This is a genomic window from Mesorhizobium sp. M1217 (genome assembly GCF_040318275.1).
Taxonomy (GTDB): domain Bacteria; phylum Pseudomonadota; class Alphaproteobacteria; order Rhizobiales; family Rhizobiaceae; genus Mesorhizobium.
Genome location: NZ_JAMYMA010000003.1, coordinates 162983 through 183209 on the forward strand (window position 1 = coordinate 162983; position 20227 = coordinate 183209).

Genomic DNA, 20227 nt, shown 5'->3' on the forward strand with positions numbered 1-20227 from the left:
CAGCCATGGCGAAGGGGAATCACAAAAAGCTGCGCAGCAAGCCGCAGACCCACAGTCTGCTGGAGCACTATCAACCGATCGACGGCGTCGTCGACGAGATGGTCGATGCGTCGGGCAATCCGCGGCCGGCCTGGCGGCACTTCATCGAGGCACTGGAGGACCTGGGGCCGGAAAAGCTTGCCCAGCGTTTTGCCCGCGCCGACCAGTACCTGCGCGATGCCGGCGTCTACTACCGCGTCTACGACAAGGCCGGCGCCAATGAGCGGGAATGGCCGCTGGCGCATGTGCCGCTGCTGATCGAGGAGGAGGAATGGGCTGACATCAGCGCCGGCCTGGTCCAGCGCGCCGATCTGTTCGAGGAGACCATCGCCGACATTTACGGGCCGAACCGGCTGGTCGAGAAAGGCATTCTGCCGGCTGGATTGATCGCGGCCAGCTCGGAATATTTGCGGCCGGTCGTCGGCACCAGGCCTGCCAGCGGCCATTTCCTGCATTTCTGCGCCTTCGAGCTCGGTCGTGGCCCGGACGGCCTCTGGTGGGTGCTTGGCGACCGCACCCAGGCGCCATCGGGCGCCGGCTTTGCGCTGGAAAACCGCGTCGCCACCACAAGGGCACTGTCCGACATTTACGGCGAGATGCATGTGCACCGCTTGGCCGGTTTCTTCCGCCGTTTTCGCGATGCGCTGATCGGCATGGCCAAGCAAGCCGGCGGCCGTGTCGCCATCCTGACGCCGGGACCGCTGAACGAGACCTATTATGAACATGCCTATATCGCCCGCTATCTCGGCATCATGCTGCTCGAGGGCGAGGACCTGACTGTCTCCGGCGGCAGGCTGATGGTGCGCACAGTTTCGGGGCTGATGCCGGTCAGCGTCTTGTGGCGACGGCTCGACGCTGCCTTTGCCGATCCGCTCGAGTTGCGGTCGGACTCGCAGATCGGCACGCCGGGGCTGGTCGAAGCGGTCCGGCAAGGGGCGGTTTCGGCCGTCAATGCACTGGGTTCCGGCCTGATGGAGACGCGCGCTCTGCTCGCCTTCCTGCCGAAGATTTCGCGCGCCCTGCGCAATGAGGAACTGCTGCTGCCGACCGTCGCGACATGGTGGTGCGGGCAGGATACGGAGCGCGAACATGTGCTCGCCAATATCGATAGCATGGTGATCGGCCCGGCACTGTCGACGCGGCTTGCCTTCGAGGACGACGGCTCGACCAAGCTCGGGTCAGCGCTGTCGGCCGAGGAACGGGCCGAGCTCGTCGCCCGGATCGAACAAGACGGCGGCGACTTTGTCGGCCAGGAAGCGGTGACGCTGTCGACCACTCCTGTCTATGTCAGCGGCTGGCTGGAGCCGCGGCCGGCAAGCCTGCGCGTCTATCTGGCGCGGACGCCGGAAGGCTGGACCGTGATGCCGGGCGGTTTTGCCCGTGTCGGCTTCTCGCTCGACCCGACGGCCATCGCCATGCAGCGCGGCGGCCAGGCGGCGGATGTTTGGGTGGTCAGCGACAGGCCGGTGGAGCGTGAGACGCTGCTGCCGCAGGAGCATGACAGCTTCACCCGAACCTTGCCGGGCAGCCTGCCCAGCCGCGCGGCGGAAAACCTGACATGGCTCGGCCGCTATATCGAGCGATCGGAAGACACGGTGCGCATCCTGCGCGCCTACCACGTGCGGCTGGCCGAGACATCCGATCCCGAGATGCCGCTGCTCGCCGACATCAGGGACTATCTCGCGCCGTTCGGTATCGACGTCGAGACGGCAATCCCGTTGGGGCTCATCGGCACGCTGGACAGCGCCGTGTACAGCGCCGGGCAGATCCGCGACCGCTTCTCGCCCGATGGCTGGCTGGCATTGAAGGACCTGTCGAAGACGATCCATCAATTTGCCGTGACAGTGGCGCCGGGCGACGACGCGACAAGGGCAATGACGGTCATCCTGCGCAAGCTGGCCGGGTTTTCCGGCCTGCTGCACGAGAACATGTACCGCTTTGCCGGCTGGCGTTTCCTGGAAATCGGCCGCAGGCTCGAACGCGGCATCCAGATCGCCCGCACGCTCGCCCGACTGACCAGGGCCGAGGCGCCGGAAGGCGCGCTCGACATGATGCTGGAGATCGGCGACAGCGTCATGACCCACCGCCGGCAATATCCGGTGCAGGCGGGACGGCGTACCGTGGTCGACCTTCTGGCGCTCGATTCGCTCAACCCGCGCTCAATCCTGTTCCAGCTCGAACGGCTGAAGGCCGAAATCGCGCTGCTGCCCTCTGTCGGCGGTGAAGGCCATATGTCGCCGGCGGCCAAGGAAATCCTGCAGCTCAACACGTCGATCGCCATCAGGGAGCCCTCGGACATGACGGCCAAGGCCCTCAGCGATCTCGCCAATGAAATCGGCGGCCTCTACAACAGCCTCTCCAAAGCCTATTTCGGATAGAGACGGCATGCTCTACGACATCAGGCTTCACCTGCGTTACGACTATGATGCGGCGGCCGGCGGCGGCCGCCATCAGGTGCGTGTGCTGCCGCCGACCATCCCTGGCGTACAGCGCGTCATCGCCGCTTCACTGTCTTTTGTGCCGGCGCCCAGCGAACGCTCCGACTTTTCCGACTTTTTCGGCAACAGTGTCACCTCGATCGCCTTTCGTGACGCACATGATGCGCTCGACATCAGGATGAGCGCGCGTGTTTCAGTGTCGCGGCCGGAGCCCGGGCTCGACGTATCGCCCGACCTACGCCGGCTGAGGGAAGAACTCGGCGCGGTGCACTCGCTGGCGCCGGCTTCGCCGCATCACTTTCTGGCCGCCAGCGATCATGCCGGCATCGACCCGGCAATCACTGCCTATGCGAAAGGCAGTGCCAGCAGTTCGACGGTCGGCACGGCCATGGCTCTGTGCAACCGCATTCACCGCGATTTCACCTATGACGGCGAGGCGACCACGGTGCAGACGCGGGCCAGCGACGCCTTCGGCCTGAAGCGCGGCGTCTGCCAGGATTTTTCCCATATCATGATCGCCGGCCTGCGTGGCCTCGGCATTCCTGCAGGCTATGTCAGCGGATTCCTACGCACCATCCCGCCGCGTGGGAAGCCGCGGCTCGAAGGCGCCGACGCCATGCATGCCTGGGTCAAGGTGTGGTGCGGGCGCGATGCCGGCTGGCAGGAATTCGATCCGACCAACGGCATGCGGGCAAGCAACGATCATATCACGGTCGGCTATGGCCGCGACTACTCCGATGTGGCGCCGATCGTCGGCGTGCTGAAAACCACGGGCGGGCAGGTTGGCGAGCAGGCAGTCGACGTCATACCGGTCGTGCTCGAAAAGGCGTGACGGCACCTCCTCGTTGCACGGCGTCGTCGTTAATCTGTCCTGGCAATCAAAAGGCGGTGGAACCCGCAGCCAGCAGGCGGCTTATCTACGGAAATTCCGTGGAGAGGACATGCTGGACAAATCCGGGTCGTCGTCTGGCCGATCGGCTGTTAGGAAAGCTGCACCAAAGAACGGGGTGCCGCGGAACGGAGCGCTGGAGAACGGCGCGCACGCCTCGGCCGTTCGGGCCTCGCTCAACTATGTCGCCGACACCGAACCCGGTATTCGCCGGCTGCGTTCAGGCAACGGGTTCTCGTACAAAGGGCCCGACGGACGTGCCGTCGACCAGGACGCGCTGGCACGCATCAAGGCGCTCGCCATTCCACCGGCCTGGACGGATGTGTGGATCTCGGCGGATGCCGACGGTCACATTCAGGCAACCGGTCGGGACCAGCGCGGGCGCAAGCAATACCGCTATCATCAGCACTGGGCGGAGGAGCGTGACGGGGTCAAATACTCGAGCCTCATCGCCTTCGCCGAAAGCCTGCCCGAATTGCGACGGCAGATCGATGCCGATCTGCGCCGTCACGGCCTGCCGCTGGAACGCGTCGTTGCGGCCATCGTCTGGCTGCTCGACAACACGATGATCCGCGTCGGCAACGCCGCCTACGCCCGCGATAACAAGAGTTTTGGGCTGACCACGCTGCGCGACCGCCATGTCGACATCAAGGGCTCGAGCCTGCGTTTTGCCTTCATCGGCAAATCCGGCAAGGAATGGAGATTGAAGCTTGTCGATCGCCGGATCGCCAAGATCGTGCGTGGAGCGCAGGACCTGCCGGGCCAGAAACTGTTCCAGTATCTCGACGAGGAAGGAAACAGGCATCCGGTGCGCTCCGACGACGTCAACCGCTATATCAGGGAGAATGCCGGCGTCGAGTTCAGCTCCAAGCATTTCAGAACGTGGGGCGGAACCATCCACGCGGCGTCGCTGTTTGCGCAAACCGAACGTCCCGAAAGCCAGGCGCAGCAAAAGCGGGTGATGAACAATGTCATCGACAAGGTCGCCGAGCGGCTCGGCAATACACGCGCCGTCTGCCGCCGCTGCTACATCCATCCGGAAGTCTTCCGCGCCTGGTCCGAAGGACAGCTGCTCGACGAAATGGCGGATGCCAACAAAGGCAAGCGCTCGATCGTCGGGCTCGACGACGAGGAGGCTCTGGTCTTGAGATGGCTGAAGGCGAGGGAATGACGCAGGACCGGGGGCGTATTTTTTTGTCGACGCCATGTCGGCATCGGTCCTAGTGTTTCGTCCTTTGACAGAGAAAAGGACGACCCATGCTTTACGCGATCCTCTGCTATGCCTCCGAAGACGTCGTCTGCTCCTGGAGCAAGGAGCAGGACGATGCCGTCATGGAAAAGCTTATCGGCGTACAAGAGAAATATGCCAACGCCGGCCGGCTTGGGCCGGTGGCGCGGCTTTTGCCGACGACCGCGGCGACAACGCTGCGAAAGGTCAAGGGCGAATCGATCGTCATCGACGGCCCGTTTGCCGAAACCAAGGAACAGTTCCTCGGCTTCTACACGCTCGAATGCGCCGACCTCGACGAGGCCGTCGACTTCGCGCGCGAGCTTTCCGAGGTCAACCCGAGCGGCGGCTCCTACGAGATCCGGCCGGTCTCGCTCTTCAACCCCGCCAAGGTTTCCGCATGACCGAACTTGCCTGGATCAGCACGGCAATCAGCACCGCTCGCCCGCAGGCGATGGGGGCATTGCTGCGCTACTTCCGCGACCTCGACGCGGCGGAGGAAGCATTCCAGGACGCCTGCCTGAGGGCCCTGAACAACTGGCCGAAAAATGGCCCGCCGCGCGATCCGGCAGCCTGGCTGATCTTCGTCGGCCGCAACAGCGGCATCGATGCGGTGCGCAAGCGCGCCAAGCAGGCGCCGCTGCCGGAGGAGGACCAGATCTCCGATCTCGAAGATGCCGAGAGCGACATCGCCGAGCGGCTGGACGGTGCGCATTACCGCGACGATATTTTGCGGTTGCTGTTCATCTGCTGCCATCCCGACCTGCCGGCCACGCAGCAGATCGCGGTGGCGTTGCGCATCGTCTCCGGCCTGACGGTCAAGCAGATCGCCCGCGCCTTCCTCGTCGGTGAAAGCGCCATGGAGCAGCGTATCACTCGAGCCAAGGCGCGCATCGCCGACGCCGGGGTGCCGTTCGAGACGCCGGGAGCGGTCGAGCGCTCCGAACGGCTCGCCGCCGTCGCTGCCATGGTCTACCTGATCTTCAACGAAGGCTATTCCAGCAACAGCGGCGAGGCGTCGGCGCGTGCGCCGCTTTGCGAAGAGGCGATCCGGCTGGCCCGGCTGCTGCTCAGGCTATTCCAGACCGAGCCGGAGATCATGGGACTGACGGCGCTGTTGCTGCTGCAGCATGCACGCGCGCCGGCTCGCTTCGACGAGAACGGCGAGATCGTGCTGCTCGAAGACCAGGACCGCAGCCTGTGGAGCCGCAAGATGATCGATGAAGGCCTGGCGCTGGTCGATAAGGCGTTGCGCCATCGCAAGCCCGGTCCCTACCAGGTGCAAGCGGCGATCGCCGCGCTGCATGCACGGGCGGAAAAGCCCGAGGATACGGACTGGAACGAGATCGACCTGCTCTACGGCCTGCTCGAGCAGATGCAGCCGTCGCCGGTGGTGACGCTCAACCGCGCCGTCGCCGTCTCCAAGGTGCGTGGACCGGAAGCCGCACTCGCCATGATCGAGCCGCTGGAGCAAAGGCTTTCCGGCTATTTCCACTTCTTCGGCCTCAAGGGCGGCCTGCTGATGCAGCTTGGCCGCGGCGACGAGGCGCGTGTCGCTTTCGACCGCGCCATCGCGCTTGCCAACACGGCAGCCGAGGCGGCGCATATCCGCATGCATATCGACCGGCTGATGAAAGAAGGCGCCAAGCAAACGGCGCATTGATCCGACGCCTCCGCCTGGTTCAACGGTCTGACCTTTGCTTAGACCATGCCGGGGTGGCGATTTTTCCCTGAAACGAGTAATGCCACGCCATGACAGTGCCTGATGTGCCGACCGGCACAGAGACGGCGTGGCACAAGGCTTTGACCGACGCCATATGAGCGGCGGGATCTGAAAGGGATGAAAATGACGATTGCGAAGGAAACGGCCGGGCTTCTGGCGAAACTGGGTGTTGCCGAGGGCGCGCTTACAGGCGGCGATCTCATCGTGCGTAGCCCGGTGACCGGCGAGCAGATCGCCGCGCTGAAAACCATCTCGCCGGCCGACGCGGCAACGACCATCGACAATGCCCATAAAGCTTTCCTGGCGTGGCGGCAGGTACCAGCTCCCAAGCGCGGCGAACTGGTACGGCTGCTCGGCGAGGAATTGCGCACACACAAGGCCGAGCTTGGCCGGTTGGTCTCGATCGAAGTCGGCAAGATTCCATCCGAGGGTCTTGGCGAAGTGCAGGAGATGATCGACATCTGCGATTTCGCCGTCGGTCTCTCCCGGCAATTGTACGGCCTGACCATCGCCACCGAGCGCCCCGGCCACCGCATGATGGAGACCTGGCATCCGCTCGGCGTCGTCGGCGTCATTTCGGCCTTCAATTTCCCGGTGGCGGTCTGGTCGTGGAATGCAGCGCTGGCGCTGGTCTGCGGCGACGCGGTGGTGTGGAAGCCGTCCGAGAAGACACCGCTGACGGCGCTCGCCTGCGAAGCGATCTTCAAGCGCGCGGCAAAGCGTTTCGGCGATGCGCCGGAAGGGCTGGCGCCCGTGCTGATCGGCGATCGCGCCGTCGGCGAGATCCTGGTCGACCATCCGAAGGTGCCGTTGGTCTCCGCCACCGGTTCGACGCGCATGGGCAGGGATGTCGGCCCACGGCTGGCGAAGCGCTTTGCCCGTGCCGTGCTGGAGCTCGGCGGCAACAATGCCGGCATCGTCTGCCCGACGGCCGATCTCGACATGGCGCTGCGCGCGATCGCCTTTGGAGCGATGGGCACGGCCGGCCAGCGCTGCACGACGCTGCGGCGCCTGTTCGTGCATGAGAGCGTCTATGACCAGCTCGTTCCGCGCCTGAAGAAGGCCTATGAAAGCGTCTCGGTCGGCAATCCGCTGGAGACAAGCGCTCTCGTCGGCCCGTTGATCGACAAGGCTGCCTACGACAACATGCAGAAGGCGTTGGAGGAGGCGGCTTCGCATGGCGGTAAGATAACCGGCGGAATGCGGGTCGAGAACGGCCAGCCTGAGGCCTACTATGTGCGTCCGGCGCTGGTCGAAATGCCGCGCCAAGTTTCGCCGGTGACGGAGGAGACCTTCGCGCCGATCCTCTATGTGATGAAATATTCGGATTTCGACGCCGTGCTCGATGAGCACAATGCGGTCGGCGCCGGGCTGTCGTCGTCCATCTTCACCCGCGACCTGCAGGAATCCGAGCGCTTCCTCGGCGTCGACGGTTCGGACTGCGGCATTGCCAACGTCAATATCGGCACTTCGGGGGCCGAGATCGGCGGCGCCTTCGGCGGCGAGAAGGAAACCGGCGGCGGCCGCGAGTCGGGCTCGGATGCCTGGAAGGCCTATATGCGGCGCGCTACCAATACGGTGAACTATTCCAAGGCGCTGCCGCTCGCCCAGGGCGTTTCGTTCGACATCGATTGAAATGCCAAACCTTCGTCGCGGCGGCGCCAAAGCCGCCACGACGGCGTTCGGCTCGCCGTTCAGCTGGCTTCGGAAGTTACAACACAATTGTCGAAGGCTGCATCGATGATGGCGAGCTTGACCGCCTGGGCGGTCATGTATTCCTGATAGAACTCGCTCGACACCCACATGACCGAGTGACCCCGCTGGCCCAACCAGCCGATGCTGCCGAGTTCCTCGGCATCGCGCAATTTGCGTGACAGGTGGGTCCGGGAAAGCTTGAGCCAGTTCGCGAAATCTCCGATTGAGACGACACCGGTCGGAATTCGGTCCAGGTCAGCATGATCGGGATCGACGCCAGACATCAGCCAATCCATGACGATGCCGCCATTGTCGAGCCAGGTGAACAAGGAAAAGGTCTGTCTCGGCTCCCGCACGGCATGCGACGAAAGCAGGCCGTCGGCCACCAGCGGCTGCAGTTTGGCGAGCAGGTCCGGTTGTGCGACGAATGCAGCCAGTCGAAATCCATTGTCCAGGCTGTCCAGCGTTTTCAGATGCGCCATGACCCAGCCGGCAACCGTCTCCAGAGTGCCCGCGGTCGGCTCAAAGGGGCGGATGCGCCCGTATTTGATCGGCAGATGCCGGATGAAACCGTAATGCAGCATCTCCTTCAGGAAGGCGTCGGCGGTGTTGCGGCTGGCCACCGAATGCCGGCAGATGTCGTCCATGAACCGTGCAGACGTAAGTCCCTTGCGATGATCGTCCGGCTCTCGATTGAAATACAAGCCAAGGCCGATATGGGCCATCAGCCAACGCTGTTGCGCGGCGAATACGGAGGCCAGCCGCGGGTTCGCTTCATAGGTTTGGAGAAGCGTCCGCGACTGAGCCTGGACATGGCGACGCAGTGCCGGATGGCTGGCAATGTCTTCAGAAACCAGCGCCATCCCCGCCGCGCCCAATCAAATTTGCAACTGGAAATGCCGGTAACAATTTCAGCCTTCGCGGGCCGTGTCCAGAGCCGGCGCATCAGGATACGAGCTGAATCCCGCCGGCTAGTGGCTTAATTCCGCGACTTGATCGCCGAGGCCCCTGATCTCGCGAGGCGCTGATCTCGCTGCAGAAGGCTAGCCTGCTTGAACCCACCAATGATGGCTTCGCCTGTCCAGCCCGTGCTCCCGCCGATGGCGACACGGAACCAACACAAGTTTTGCTCGTTGAAGAACGCTGATTGGACTGAGACAGTGAGGAACTACAAAATGGAGAATGGCCTTTTCGCCACGCCGCCTGCAGCGTTCCGGAAAACAGAGTCGGTTTGGCTACGGGCGCTCAAGTGGCTGTTACGCCGGGTGCGCAGCGCCTCCGACAGCTCGGGAACCATGTTGAAACCAATCCTTTCCGGACCCGAGAATGATAGCGGGCCCACTACGCCTCGACGCGCTTGAGGCCGAAGCGCGCTGCGATCTTGACGCCAAAAATAACCGCTCACATGTCTCTTTATGGCTGCCGCCGCGGCCGAGGGCCACGACCGCTTCGAAGGCCCGCCACCGCGGCGTGTTCGCCTGATGCAGCAGGCGAGAGCGGCGGTGGCACGCAGCGGCGGGAACCATCGGGCATGCTTGGCTATTAGATACAGGCGGCTGCTGGTCTGCCGGGCCAGGAGTCATGTGCTATGATCATCAATCCCCCACCGGAAAGCGCCATCCCGGCATCCGTTCCGTCCGTCGATCCAAAAGCCGCCCCGACGCCTCGCAATGCCGAAGCGGAGGTCTTTTATATCGAAGCGATCCGCGAGCTTGTCGCGACGGGCATCCCCTTTCTCGTCGCCGGCACCTATGCCGTAAGCGCCTATACCGGGATCATCCGCCCGACCAAGGATCTCGACATTTTCTGCAAGGCCGGCGACTGCCCGCGCATCCTCGCCCATTTCAAGCAGATCGGCTATGCGGTCGTGGTCGAGGACGACCGGTGGCTCGGCAAGGTGTTCAGGGGCACGCATTTTTTCGACGTCATCTTCACCTCGATGAACGGCACAATGCCTGTCGACGACCAGTGGCTGGAGCATGCTCGCCAGGCCGAATTGCTGGGCAGCCACGTGCGGATCATCGGCCCAACCGAGCTTATCTGGTCCAAATGCTTCATCCAGGACCGCGGCCGGCATGATGGCGCCGACGTCGCGCACACCATCCTCAAGGCGCACGACCAGATCGACTGGCAAAGGCTGCTTTCCTACATGGAAGTTCATTGGGAAGTCTTGCTGATGCATCTCTTGAACTTCAGATGGATCTATCCGACGGAGCGAGACCGTGTGCCCGCGTGGCTGCTCGACGAGTTGCTCGACCGGCTGGCCAAGCAGCGCGAATTGCCGCCTTCCCGGATGCGGATCTGCCGCGGGCGCATGCTTTCACGAACCGACTATGAGATCGACGTCAAGCAATGGGGCTTTGCCGACGTCGGCGGTGAAGGAGAATATAGCGATGGCTGACGAGCTCGAATCTGCTTCGGCAAAGGCCGAAAACGGCGGCACACTCAAGGTCGCCGCCATCGGCGATCTGCATGTCGGCAAGGAGGACCAGGCGTCGTACCGCGATCTTTTCGGCGAGATGTCGCGCGAAGCCCAGGTTCTCGTGCTGACCGGCGACCTTACCAATCTCGGCAAGCCTCGGGAGGCCGAAATCCTTGCCGAGGAACTGCGTGCCTGCACGATCCCGGTCGTCGCCGTACTTGGCAACCACGACTATGAGTCAGGCGCCGTCGAGCAGGTCACCGACATTTTGCGTCAGGCGGGCGTTCATCTCCTCGACGGCGAGGCGACGGAGATTCACGAGGTCGGGTTCGTTGGGGTCAAGGGTTTCGTTGGCGGTTTTGGATCGCGCATGCTCGGCTCCTTTGGCGAACCGGCGATCAAGTCGATGGTGGCGGAAAGCGTGAACGAAGCGATGCGGCTTGAAAACGCGATGCGGCAGGTCCGCGCCAAACGCACGCTTGTCGTTCTGCACTACGCGCCTGTCGTCGAGACGGTCGAAGGCGAGCCGCTGGAGATTTTCCCGTTTCTCGGTTCGTCACGCCTGGCCGAGACAATAGACCGGTTCCAGGTCAGCGCAGTGGTGCATGGCCATGCGCATCGTGGCGCCTATGAGGGCCGTACGCCGGGCGGAGCGTCGGTCTATAACGTTGCCATGCATGTCGCCAAGCCGACCGGCCGCCCCTACGCCATGCTCGAAATCTGACAGGCGGCGCCGCTGGCGCAAGCAATCGCCAGACAGGCTGCAGAACGATCACGGCAACTGCCGGCTGAAAGACATCCGCTTCGGCGGAATATCGTTTTCATCCGGATTGGGAATGGGGTCCTCGTCGGGGAGCCTGTCGGGGTCCGGCTCACGCACGGGCTTGGGATCGGGGATGGGAGGCGGTGGTACCGGGGTCGGTGTTGGCTCGGGTGTGGGAATAGTGGCCATCGTGATCATCTCCTCTTGGCGCAGAACAACGCAATGGGTCAGCTGGTTCCCGGCTTCCTCGTTTTTGGAACCACACCGTCGCGCCTGCGGGTCAGCCCATCTCCGGATTCTCGTGTCTGCTGCCCGACTTGCCTGACCGCAGCAGCAGGGCAAGCGGAACGAGCAGGGCGGTTGCCACCGCGCAATAGCGGAAGACATCGACGTAGGCGAGCAGCGTGGCCTGGCGGGCGATCAACTGGCCGAGCCAGCCGATCGCCTGCTGCTTCGCCTGGACCAGCGGCGAACCCTGGGCGACGAAATGCTCGGTCGCCTGCCGAAGCACCTGCTGATAGGCGGGCGACGATTGCACGGTGTGGCCAACCAGATTCGATTGATGGATCTGGGAGCTTTGCGCAATGACGGTGTTGGACAGCGAGACGCCGATGCTGCCGCCGATATTGCGTGCAACGTTGATCAGCGCCGATGCCTGGTTGGTCTGTTGCGGGGGCAGGCCGACATAGGCCGCGGTCGAGATGGGAATGAACAGGAACGGCAGCCCGACCATCAGGAAGACACGGGCAAAGGCAAAGAAGCGGAAGCTGGCGTCCGGGGTAAGCGAGGTCATGTGCCAAAGCGCGACTGCGACCACCGACATGCCCACCATGATCAGGTATTTGGGCTGCACGATGCTGCCTACAAATCCGGACACCGGCATCAAGATCAGCATGGCGATGCCGCCCGGCATCATCGAAAGGCCCGACAGCGTCGCGGTGTAGGCAAATGTCGTCTGCTGCAGCTGCGGCACGATCTGGGTGGTGCTGAACAGGATAGCACCGACCGCCATCATAACCAGGAAGGCCGTGCCGAACTGGCGCGTGAACAATAGGCGCATGTCGACGACCGGATCGCTGCGACTGATTTCCCATGGGATAAGCAGCAGGAACGCGATCGCGGAAATCACTGCGAAAGTCGTAATGAAATTCGAGGCGAACCAATCGTAGCGCTGGCCTCGGTCGAGGAAGATCTCGAGGCACCCCAGTGCGGTAGCCACCAGGACGAACCCGACCCCGTCGATCTTCAGGCCGCCTTTCAGCCGTTCCTTGCGTTCGCGTTCGAGTACGTCCGGTTCGACCAACAGCCATTGCACCAGTGCCAGCGACAGGATGCCGAACGGCACGTTGATGAAGAAGATCCAGTGCCAGGAGAAATGGTCCGTCAGCCAGCCGCCGATCGTCGGCCCGACCGTTGGTGCGACGATGACGGCAATGCCGTAAAGCGCGAAGGCTTGCGAGCGCTTTTCCGGCGGAAAGGTATCGGCAAGGATCGATTGCTCGCTTGGCGCCATGCCGCCGCCGCCGAGGCCCTGAAGGATCCTGAACAGGATGAGCAGTTCCAGGTTGGGCGCCAGTCCGCACAGCAGCGACGCGACGGTGAAGGTCGCCACGCAAAGCATGTAGTAGCGCTTGCGGCCGATGACGCTTGCCAGCCAGCCGCTGACCGGGATGATCACCGAGTTGGCCACAAGATAGGTGGTAATGACCCAGGTGCTTTCGTCCATTCCGGCCGCCAGGCTGCCGGCGATGTTGCGCAGGGCGACATTGGCGATCGAGGTGTCCAGCACCAGCATGAAAGTGGCGATGGAAACGACAATGGCGATGAGCCAGGGATTGTGCGTCCCGGCGGCGGATCGGCTTTCGCCCTGATTTCTGGCTGCTTCGCCGTTCATCGCACCTTGACCGTCGGCACCACCGACAGCCCTGGGCCGAGAAGCACATCCGGCGGCTTGTCGAAGACGATCTTGACCGGCACGCGCTGCACCACCTTGACGTAATTGCCGGTGGCATTTTCGGCCGGCAAGAGGCTGAAGGCGGTGCCGCTGCCGGCCTGGATGCTGTCGACGCGGCCATGGAACGACTTGTCCGGGTACGCGTCGATATCGATGTCGACCGGTTGTCCCTGCCGCATCAGGTCGAGCTGCGTCTCCTTGAAATTGGCCCTCACCCAGACCTCGTCGGGAACGAACATCATCAATACCTGGCCGGGTTGGGCGTAGGTGCCGTCAGCGGCCGAAATGCTCGTTGCCCGCCCGGCTGCGGGTGCTGTGATGGTCGTGCGCGACAGCGTCGTGCGGGCTTGCTCCTGGCTGGCTTTGGCCTGTTCGAGCTGCGCCTCGGCGCTCCTGGCTTGCGCCTGCAAGACCGAAACCTGGCTTTTTGCTGAGGCGACATTGGCCTCGGCACTGTCCAGCGCGGCCTGATCCTGACGCAGCGTCGATGCCGCTTGCTGCGCCTGCTGCTGCGTTGCCGTGCCCTTGGCCAGGAGTTCGCGATTGCGTTGATCCTCAGCCTTGGCGAAATCCAGCGCTGCCTTGGCCTGTGCAACCTGCCTCTGGGCAGCGTTCACCTTTGCGTTTTGAGCCTCGATCTGAGCGGTGACATTGACGATTTCGGCTTCGGCCGCGGCGACGCCGGCATCGGCCTGCTTCAGATTTGCCTGATAGTCGCTGTCGTCGATGCGCAGGAGGACATCACCTGCCTGCACGTGCTGATTGTCGCTAACCGCCAGCTCGGTAATGCGGCCGGCGATTTGGGCGCCGATCGTCACCGTGCGGGCGTCGATGAAGGCGTCGTCGGTCGATTCGTACTGGCGAGCGTTCAGCCACCAGATCACGACGCCTGCCGCGACGAGCAACAGCGCAAGCGCAACCGCCGCCGTCGCATAGGGATGGCGCTTGGGAAAGCCGAGCAGACCGGCCTTTCGTTGCGAGGCATCCCCGTCGGGCTTTTCCTGCCGCGGCTCTGCCGATCGCTCACGAGATTCTCGAACCCGGGCCGGTTGCTCCCGAGTTTCATTTACAGGCTCGACGTCTTGTTCGACGCTTTGAGGCTTCGTGTCCAACGGAATGGCTTTCAAGACTGATATTGCAGCCGCCGGGGCGGACGCAAAGCCAAACCGCGAGCTTCCGCAAAAGTTCCTGCCCGGAATGGGTTCGGTTAACGGGGCGACGTCGAACCCACTGAGCGGCGCCGGCGCGTTGGAACCGAGCGCCGCTTCACCGGGCAGGTGATCCGTACGCCTCATGTTGCGGTGATCCGGCCTTGTCAGCGCTCCACGGCGCGATAATTGCTCATATAGGCGTGGGCGAATTCACCTGTCGACAGGAGCCGACCATGAAACATCAAACACTCGACCAACTGCATGCCGTCGCGGAAGTTGAGTCCTTCGCGGCGTATCCGGCGATGAGCCGAAACCAGCGGATTGAACGTTGGGCAGAACTTCTCGAGCAAAACCCGACGCGATGCCTTGGGGCGCTTCCAGGCACCGAATATATGAACAGGGAAGCGCGCGACAGATCGCGTGGCGCTGGGACGCCGCTCACTGTCGCTTTCGAGGATCCGGTTCTGCGTGCCATGGGCTTGAACGACGATACCTATGGTGAGGCAAAGCGCTTCTTCGAACTGAGCGACCGGCAGTTGCACCAAATCGTTTGCCATTGCCACGTTGGCGCCACGATGCAAGCGCGATGGGCCGCTGCCAGGGTGCGCGGGATAGTTCGCGGCAACAGATTTGTTGCCTGGATGAAGGGCTTGATCGTGCATTGACGCGATACGAGGAACGGCGGAACACGCGTTCTTTCCGCGCTGCGGGGAGCGCTTCCGAACTTGGAAGGACTCGTGCCCCGTCAGGCCGCGCAGATTGTGAAACTCCTTGACGCTTGGCTGCGCCTTGTCGCGGCCATGCGTCCGTCTTTGATCCGAGAATTTGAGTTGGCCCGCCGCAATTGAGAGCCTTCGTCCGACGGGCGTTCGAGCGCCGTCCAGGCATGTGCGATCTGGCTAGGGACAACAATCCCGCGATCGTGGAAGATCCTTCGACCTGGTGAGCGGCCGATCTCTCCAAACACCCTTCGATCCGCTCTAGCGGTCGATCTCTCCAAATACCCTTCGACCCACTTTAGCGGTCGATCTCTCCAAATACGATGTCGAGCGAGCCGATGATCGCGGCAACATCGGCGATCATATGGCCTCGGGACAGGAAATCCATCGCCTGCAGGTGGGCGAAGGAAGGTGCGCGGATCTTGCATCGGTAGGGAATGTTGCCTCCGTCCGATACGAGGTAGACGCCGAACTCGCCCTTCGGCGCCTCGACGGCGGCATAGACTTCACCGCGCGGCACGCGAATGCCTTCTGTATAAAGTTTGAAGTGGTGGATCGTCGCTTCCATCGAGCGCTTCATCGTGGCACGCGGCGGCGGCGTGATCTTGCGGTTCGGGATCGCGACCGGCCCCTGGCCTTCGGGCGAGCGCAACTTTTCCAGACATTGCCGCATGATCCGGACCGACTGGCGCATTTCCTCCATGCGTACGAGATAGCGGTCGTAGCAGTCGCCATGCTTGCCGACCGGGATATCGAAATCCATCTCCGGATAGCATTCGTATGGCTGCGCCTTGCGCAGATCCCAGGAGGCGCCCGATCCGCGCACCATCACGCCGGAGAAGGCCCAGGCCCAGGCATCGTCAAGGCCGATCACGCCGACATCGACATTGCGCTGCTTGAAAATGCGGTTTTCGGTCAACAGCCCTTCGAGATTGTCGCAGACCTTGAGAAACGGATCGCAGAAATTCCAGATGTCGTCGAGGAGCTCCGGCGGCAGATCCTGATGCACGCCGCCGACCCTGAAATAATTCGCGTGCATGCGGGCGCCGGACGCGCGCTCGTAAAAGACCATCAGCTTCTCGCGTTCGGCGAAACCCCAGAGCGGCGGCGTCAGCGCGCCGATGTCCATGGCTTGGGTGGTGACGTTGAGGAGGTGCGACAGAAGCCGGCCTATTTCGCAGAAAAGCACGCGAATGAGTTGCCCACGCTTCGGAACCGATATTTCAAGGAGCTTCTCGGCGGCGAGACAGAATGCGTGCTCCTGGTTCATCGGCGCGACGTAGTCGAGCCGGTCGAAATAGGGCAGGGCCTGCAGGTAGTTCTTGTACTCGATGAGCTTTTCGGTGCCGCGATGCAGCAGGCCGATGTGGGGATCGGCGCGTTCCACGATCTCGCCGTCGAGTTCGAGCACCAGCCGCAGGACGCCGTGAGCGGAGGGATGTTGTGGCCCGAAATTGATGGTGAAGTTGCGAACTGCAGCCTCGGCCATGACAGTCCTCCGCGATCCAGGCGGGCTTCGGTTCCATGCCGGAACCGGCTTGTCCGCTTTCAGCCGCTCACGTCGTCGTCTGGATGATCAGCGTCAGCGTGCCGTCGCCGTCGATATTGGCGGCCACGACCTGCGTGGAATTAAGCCCGTTCGCTGCCAGTGCCGATGCCGCCTGCGGCGATGCGTCGATCGAACTTTGCAGGATACGCAAATCCTCGGCGCTGGTCTGGGTGACGACGGCCTCCGCCTGTGCCTTGATGTCAGGAGGCAGATCCTCCATCGCCACGATTGTCACTGCGGTGAAATTCTGCGCGGAGAAGGCTTGGTCAGGTGTAGCCTGGTCGGGAGTGGCCCCTTCGGGCGTGGCTTGCTCTGGCAGGGTTTGCGGGGCCGTCGGCGGGACAGGGACAAGCTCTGGTCCCACGGATTGCGCATAGACCGGCGAGGCAAGAGCCAGTGCCGAGAGTGTGGCAATTGTCGTCGATAGCCGCATGGCCTTTCCTTCCGTTTTGCTCAGGGATGATCAATTCGGTGACGACACAACCATCGTGTCGAAATATGGTTCCGTCACCGAGGTTGCTGTCTTGCCGAAGCCGTGATTGTCGCGGAAGCGAGTGCGAAATCCGGCGTTGCCTGTCTCAGGCAGCGGTGTGGCTGCGATCGGGCTGCGGCCAGCGCTGCAATGCTTCACGGCCCTGAGCGGTCAGTTCGTAGATCCCGCGATCGGTGCGCGCGAACCAGCGATACACGTTGTGCAGCAGGATTTTGGGCGCGTTCGGCAGGTTGGGCTTCAAGTCACGCGGCCGCTTTGGGCCGTCCGCGAGTGCTGCGGCGCATGCCAGGGCCTGCTGGCGATAGGCGGTCATGATCGGCGCACGCGAGCCGCCGCCGGCGACAGGATCGCCCTGCCGACGCTGATGTTCGTCGATTAGTTTCGAGCGGCGCCGGGAATCCCTACGCGGAGCCAATGCCGTCGGGCTGAGCAGCACCTGAACCTCGCCGTTCGTCCGCACGCCAAGCAGGCCAAAGCCGAGGCGACGGCAGAGATTGCGATACCTCACATCGCTCTCACGGCCTTTGCCACGGCCCGACATGCATGCTGCGAGCCAGACCTCGTCGCTCACCGCCATACGGTCGACGCCCTGAAGGACCAGCTCGAGATTGAACTTCAGCTTTAGCTCGCAGATGACGACGATCGGTGGAGAGTCGGCACTCAGCGCCAGCAGATCGCAGCCGCCGATCTCGCCCTTGACCATGAATCCCAGGCCTTCGAGGAAGGTCTTGACCGGGCTGTAGAGTGAAGTCTCGAGCATGGGCCTTTGTTCGCTGCGAATCATCCCGCCCGATTGGCAGTTCAGCGCGATGATCGCTCATTGCCATTGAACAGGAGGTAAACGACGGCCAAACCCAAGCGATTGCTGCGGCTCGCCGGTGGCGCAGAGCCGTGCCACGGCCGCTTGCCAATTTGGTATGCTGGTATAATATGTACCTGAGGTAGCATGCCCGCATAGCTGCGCTGTGCTGGACATCCGAGCGCCCGGGACATCGTCCAGGCATCGTCATTTGAGCGGCGGCTCCCCGCCTTTTCTAATCCGCCAGCCGGCGGCAATGTGCATACAAGTCAATGGGATGACGATCGGCAGGGCCGTCGTTGGAAATCAGGAGTAACGGACAATGACAACGATTGCGCTGTTTGGTGCTGGCGGCAAAATGGGTTACCGCCTGTCGACCAATTTTCGCGGATCTCCCTATACGGTACGCCATGTCGAGGTCGGCGACGTCGGCCGCGAGCGGCTGAAGTCGGGCCTCGGCATCGATGCCGTCAGCGCCGATGAGGCGCTTGATGGCGCTGATGTGGTGATCCTGGCGGTGCCGGATACGCATATCGGCAAGGTCGCGGCGAGCATCGAGAGCAAGCTTCCATCAGGCACGATGGTCGTCGTGCTCGACGCCGCGGCACCTTTCGCCGGGCATTTGCCGCAGCGACCGGACCTGACCTATTTCGTCACCCACCCGTGCCACCCGCCGATCTTCAACGACGAGACCGACATGGCGGCCAAGAAGGACTATTTCGGCGGCGTCAAGGCCAAGCAGCACATGGTCAGCGCCTTGATGCAGGGACCGGAGGAAGATTTCGCCAAGGGTGAGGCGATCGCCAAGATCATCTGGGCCCCGGTCATGCGCTCGCATCGCGTCACTGTCGATCAAATGGCGCTGCTCGAGCCCGGCCTTTCGGAAACGGTATGCGCTTCGCTGCTCGTCGTCATGAAGGAGGCCGTCGACGAGGTGGTGGCGCGCGGGGTCGACAAGCAGGCGGCGCTCGACTTCCTGCTTGGCCATATGAACGTGCTTGGCGCCGTCATCTTCGGCGAAACCAAAGGCGTGTTCTCCGACGCCTGCAACAAGGCGATAGAGTTCGGCAAGCCGGTGCTGATGCGCGACGACTGGAAGCGGGTGTTCGAGCCGGAGGAGATTGCCGCGAGCATTCAGCGCATCACCTGAGGGCGCGACGCGTCTTCCGGAACATATCACCTGAAATTGTCATTGACTCATCATACCAGTTGGCTTAGCTGTTCAATGGCTCGGACCGTCAAAGCTTCGCAGCAAGCTCAGGGCCTGGACGAGTGGAGGATAGCGGGGAAACGATCGATCGAGGTGAAGCCGGCAAAGGGCTTGTGAACCTGACGCGATCCGCGATCCGCGCTGGCTAACGAATTGAATGCATATAGCCTTGGGATCAAGGCACGGTTTTCAACGGGAGGAATACATGAAACTGACACGCAGAATGACGCTTGCGGCTTTCGCCGGCATGCTGGCGCTTGGCACGGCCGCACCCGCCTATGCGGCGGATCTGATCGCCATCATCACGCCCTCGCATGACAATCCGTTCTTCAAGGCGGAAGCTGTCGGCGCAGAGGCCAAGGCCAAGGAACTCGGCTACGAGGCGCTGGTACTCGTCCATGACGACGATGCCAACAAGCAGTCCGAACTTATCGACACGGCGATCGGCCGCGGCGCCAAGGCAATCATCCTCGATAATGCCGGCGCCGACGCCACCGTTGCCGCCGTGCAGAAGGCCAAGGACGCAGGTGTTCCTTCATTCCTGATCGATCGCGAGATCAATGCCACCGGCGTTGCCGTCGCGCAGATCGTCTCCAACAACTATCAGGGCGCCCAGCTCGGCGCGCAGGAATTCGTCAAGCTGATGGGCGAGAAGGGTAATTTCGTCGAGCTCGTCGGCAAGGAATCCGACACCAATGCCGGCATCCGCTCCAAGGGTTACCACGACGTCATCGACGACTATCCGGACCTGAAGATGGTGGCGCAGCAGTCGGCCAATTGGAGCCAGACCGAGGCCTATTCAAAGATGGAATCGATCCTCCAGGCCAATCCCGATATCAAGGGCGTGATCTCCGGCAACGACACGATGGCGATGGGCGCCTATGCGGCACTCGCCGCTGCCGGCCGCAAGGACGTCATAGTCGTCGGCTTCGACGGGTCGAACGACGTGCGCGATTCGATCACCTCCGGCGGCATCAAGGCGACAGTCCTGCAGCCGGCCTTCGCGCAGGCGCAGATGGCGGTCGAGCAGGCCAACGACTTCATCAAGAACAAGAAGTCTCCCGCCGAAGAAAAGCAGCTGATGGACTGCGTCCTGGTCAATGGCGACAATGCCGCCAAGCTCGAGACGTTCGCGCTCACCAACTGAGCCGGCGT

At 62.8% G+C, this 20227-nt stretch carries 17 protein-coding genes; 11 read left to right on the top strand and 6 right to left on the bottom strand.

The window, feature by feature from the left end; translation table 11 throughout:
- Positions 1 to 5 precede the first annotated feature (5 nt).
- The 6 genes from NKH37_RS05970 (at position 6) to amaB (ending at position 7952) form a co-directional block, all read left to right on the top strand.
- Positions 6 to 2417, top strand: a complete 2412-nt coding sequence (locus tag NKH37_RS05970; protein ID WP_353040850.1) for a circularly permuted type 2 ATP-grasp protein — start codon at positions 6 to 8, stop codon at positions 2415 to 2417.
- A 7-nt stretch (positions 2418 to 2424) separates the two neighbouring features.
- Positions 2425 to 3309, top strand: coding sequence for a transglutaminase family protein (locus tag NKH37_RS05975; RefSeq protein ID WP_023720247.1), 885 nt, complete (start codon positions 2425 to 2427; stop codon positions 3307 to 3309).
- Between the two features lie 109 nt (positions 3310 to 3418).
- The gene (locus NKH37_RS05980; protein WP_352963718.1) at positions 3419 to 4537 is read left to right on the top strand and encodes a DNA topoisomerase IB; all 1119 of its coding nucleotides are present in this window, start codon (positions 3419 to 3421) and stop codon (positions 4535 to 4537) included.
- An 86-nt stretch (positions 4538 to 4623) separates the two neighbouring features.
- Entirely contained in the window at positions 4624 to 4998 is a 375-nt protein-coding gene (locus NKH37_RS05985) for a YciI family protein (RefSeq protein ID WP_023720249.1), read from the top strand.
- Positions 4995 to 6257 (top strand): RNA polymerase sigma factor, encoded by a 1263-nt coding sequence (locus tag NKH37_RS05990; protein ID WP_352918278.1) that lies wholly within the window; start codon positions 4995 to 4997, stop codon positions 6255 to 6257. The genes NKH37_RS05985 and NKH37_RS05990 overlap by 4 nt, the downstream gene beginning before the upstream one ends.
- Before the next feature lie 183 nt (positions 6258 to 6440).
- Positions 6441 to 7952 carry an L-piperidine-6-carboxylate dehydrogenase gene (amaB, locus tag NKH37_RS05995; RefSeq protein WP_352918371.1) on the top strand — a complete coding sequence of 504 codons (1512 nt, stop codon included), beginning with the start codon at positions 6441 to 6443 and terminating at the stop codon, positions 7950 to 7952.
- Positions 7953 to 8011: 59 nt separating this feature from the next.
- Here amaB and NKH37_RS06000 read toward each other — a convergent pair whose 3' ends face one another.
- Complete coding sequence (locus NKH37_RS06000) at positions 8012 to 8875, bottom strand: hypothetical protein (protein ID WP_352590664.1); 864 nt, start codon at positions 8873 to 8875, stop codon at positions 8012 to 8014.
- Between the two features lie 725 nt (positions 8876 to 9600).
- Between NKH37_RS06000 and NKH37_RS06005 the strand changes: the two genes are divergently transcribed.
- The gene (locus tag NKH37_RS06005) at positions 9601 to 10413 is read left to right on the top strand and encodes a nucleotidyltransferase family protein (RefSeq protein WP_023720252.1); all 813 of its coding nucleotides are present in this window, start codon (positions 9601 to 9603) and stop codon (positions 10411 to 10413) included.
- On the top strand, positions 10406 to 11158 hold the full coding sequence (locus NKH37_RS06010; RefSeq protein ID WP_254817011.1) for a metallophosphoesterase family protein: 753 nt from the start codon (positions 10406 to 10408) through the stop codon (positions 11156 to 11158). The genes NKH37_RS06005 and NKH37_RS06010 overlap by 8 nt, the downstream gene beginning before the upstream one ends.
- A 319-nt stretch (positions 11159 to 11477) precedes the next feature.
- Here the strand turns inward: NKH37_RS06010 and NKH37_RS06015 are convergent, their stop codons facing one another.
- Together NKH37_RS06015 and NKH37_RS06020 are read right to left on the bottom strand one after the other, a co-directional pair.
- Positions 11478 to 13091 carry a DHA2 family efflux MFS transporter permease subunit gene (locus NKH37_RS06015; protein WP_352909187.1) on the bottom strand — a complete coding sequence of 538 codons (1614 nt, stop codon included), beginning with the start codon at positions 13089 to 13091 and terminating at the stop codon, positions 11478 to 11480.
- Entirely contained in the window at positions 13088 to 14263 is a 1176-nt protein-coding gene (locus tag NKH37_RS06020) for an HlyD family secretion protein (RefSeq protein WP_352481994.1), read from the bottom strand. Before NKH37_RS06020 ends, NKH37_RS06015 begins: the two co-directional genes overlap by 4 nt.
- 272 nt (positions 14264 to 14535) lie before the next feature.
- Between NKH37_RS06020 and NKH37_RS06025 the strand changes: the two genes are divergently transcribed.
- Entirely contained in the window at positions 14536 to 14967 is a 432-nt protein-coding gene (locus NKH37_RS06025) for a hypothetical protein (protein ID WP_023720256.1), read from the top strand.
- Between the two features lie 352 nt (positions 14968 to 15319).
- On the opposite strand, the gene NKH37_RS06030 is transcribed toward NKH37_RS06025, so the two are convergent.
- The 3 genes from NKH37_RS06030 to NKH37_RS06040 all read right to left on the bottom strand — a co-directional run bounded on the left by NKH37_RS06030 (position 15320) and on the right by NKH37_RS06040 (position 17823).
- Positions 15320 to 16510, bottom strand: coding sequence for an NADH-quinone oxidoreductase subunit D (locus NKH37_RS06030; protein WP_023720257.1), 1191 nt, complete (start codon positions 16508 to 16510; stop codon positions 15320 to 15322).
- Positions 16511 to 16577: 67 nt separating this feature from the next.
- The gene (locus NKH37_RS06035) at positions 16578 to 17003 is read right to left on the bottom strand and encodes a hypothetical protein (RefSeq protein ID WP_352918276.1); all 426 of its coding nucleotides are present in this window, start codon (positions 17001 to 17003) and stop codon (positions 16578 to 16580) included.
- Between the two features lie 145 nt (positions 17004 to 17148).
- Positions 17149 to 17823, bottom strand: coding sequence for a DUF2161 domain-containing phosphodiesterase (locus tag NKH37_RS06040; protein WP_352918274.1), 675 nt, complete (start codon positions 17821 to 17823; stop codon positions 17149 to 17151).
- Positions 17824 to 18184: 361 nt separating this feature from the next.
- Between NKH37_RS06040 and NKH37_RS06045 the strand changes: the two genes are divergently transcribed.
- Both NKH37_RS06045 and NKH37_RS06050 read left to right on the top strand, forming a co-directional pair.
- Positions 18185 to 19012, top strand: coding sequence for a phosphogluconate dehydrogenase C-terminal domain-containing protein (locus NKH37_RS06045; RefSeq protein WP_353004772.1), 828 nt, complete (start codon positions 18185 to 18187; stop codon positions 19010 to 19012).
- Between the two features lie 265 nt (positions 19013 to 19277).
- Positions 19278 to 20219 carry a D-ribose ABC transporter substrate-binding protein gene (locus NKH37_RS06050; RefSeq protein WP_023675475.1) on the top strand — a complete coding sequence of 314 codons (942 nt, stop codon included), beginning with the start codon at positions 19278 to 19280 and terminating at the stop codon, positions 20217 to 20219.
- The last annotated feature ends 8 nt before the right edge of the window (positions 20220 to 20227 follow it).

Coding starts and splice junctions, on each gene's coding strand:
- NKH37_RS06025 (WP_023720256.1), top strand. CDS start 14,536: ATGAAACATCAAACACTCGACCAACTGCATGCCGTCGCGGAAGTTGAG.
- amaB (WP_352918371.1), top strand. CDS start 6,441: ATGACGATTGCGAAGGAAACGGCCGGGCTTCTGGCGAAACTGGGTGTT.
- NKH37_RS06040 (WP_352918274.1), bottom strand. CDS start 17,823: ATGCTCGAGACTTCACTCTACAGCCCGGTCAAGACCTTCCTCGAAGGC.
- NKH37_RS06015 (WP_352909187.1), bottom strand. CDS start 13,091: ATGAACGGCGAAGCAGCCAGAAATCAGGGCGAAAGCCGATCCGCCGCC.
- NKH37_RS06045 (WP_353004772.1), top strand. CDS start 18,185: ATGACAACGATTGCGCTGTTTGGTGCTGGCGGCAAAATGGGTTACCGC.
- NKH37_RS06000 (WP_352590664.1), bottom strand. CDS start 8,875: ATGGCGCTGGTTTCTGAAGACATTGCCAGCCATCCGGCACTGCGTCGC.
- NKH37_RS05990 (WP_352918278.1), top strand. CDS start 4,995: ATGACCGAACTTGCCTGGATCAGCACGGCAATCAGCACCGCTCGCCCG.
- NKH37_RS05980 (WP_352963718.1), top strand. CDS start 3,419: ATGCTGGACAAATCCGGGTCGTCGTCTGGCCGATCGGCTGTTAGGAAA.
- NKH37_RS06005 (WP_023720252.1), top strand. CDS start 9,601: ATGATCATCAATCCCCCACCGGAAAGCGCCATCCCGGCATCCGTTCCG.
- NKH37_RS06010 (WP_254817011.1), top strand. CDS start 10,406: ATGGCTGACGAGCTCGAATCTGCTTCGGCAAAGGCCGAAAACGGCGGC.
- NKH37_RS06030 (WP_023720257.1), bottom strand. CDS start 16,510: ATGGCCGAGGCTGCAGTTCGCAACTTCACCATCAATTTCGGGCCACAA.
- NKH37_RS05970 (WP_353040850.1), top strand. CDS start 6: ATGGCGAAGGGGAATCACAAAAAGCTGCGCAGCAAGCCGCAGACCCAC.
- NKH37_RS06035 (WP_352918276.1), bottom strand. CDS start 17,003: ATGCGGCTATCGACGACAATTGCCACACTCTCGGCACTGGCTCTTGCC.
- NKH37_RS05985 (WP_023720249.1), top strand. CDS start 4,624: ATGCTTTACGCGATCCTCTGCTATGCCTCCGAAGACGTCGTCTGCTCC.
- NKH37_RS05975 (WP_023720247.1), top strand. CDS start 2,425: ATGCTCTACGACATCAGGCTTCACCTGCGTTACGACTATGATGCGGCG.
- NKH37_RS06050 (WP_023675475.1), top strand. CDS start 19,278: ATGAAACTGACACGCAGAATGACGCTTGCGGCTTTCGCCGGCATGCTG.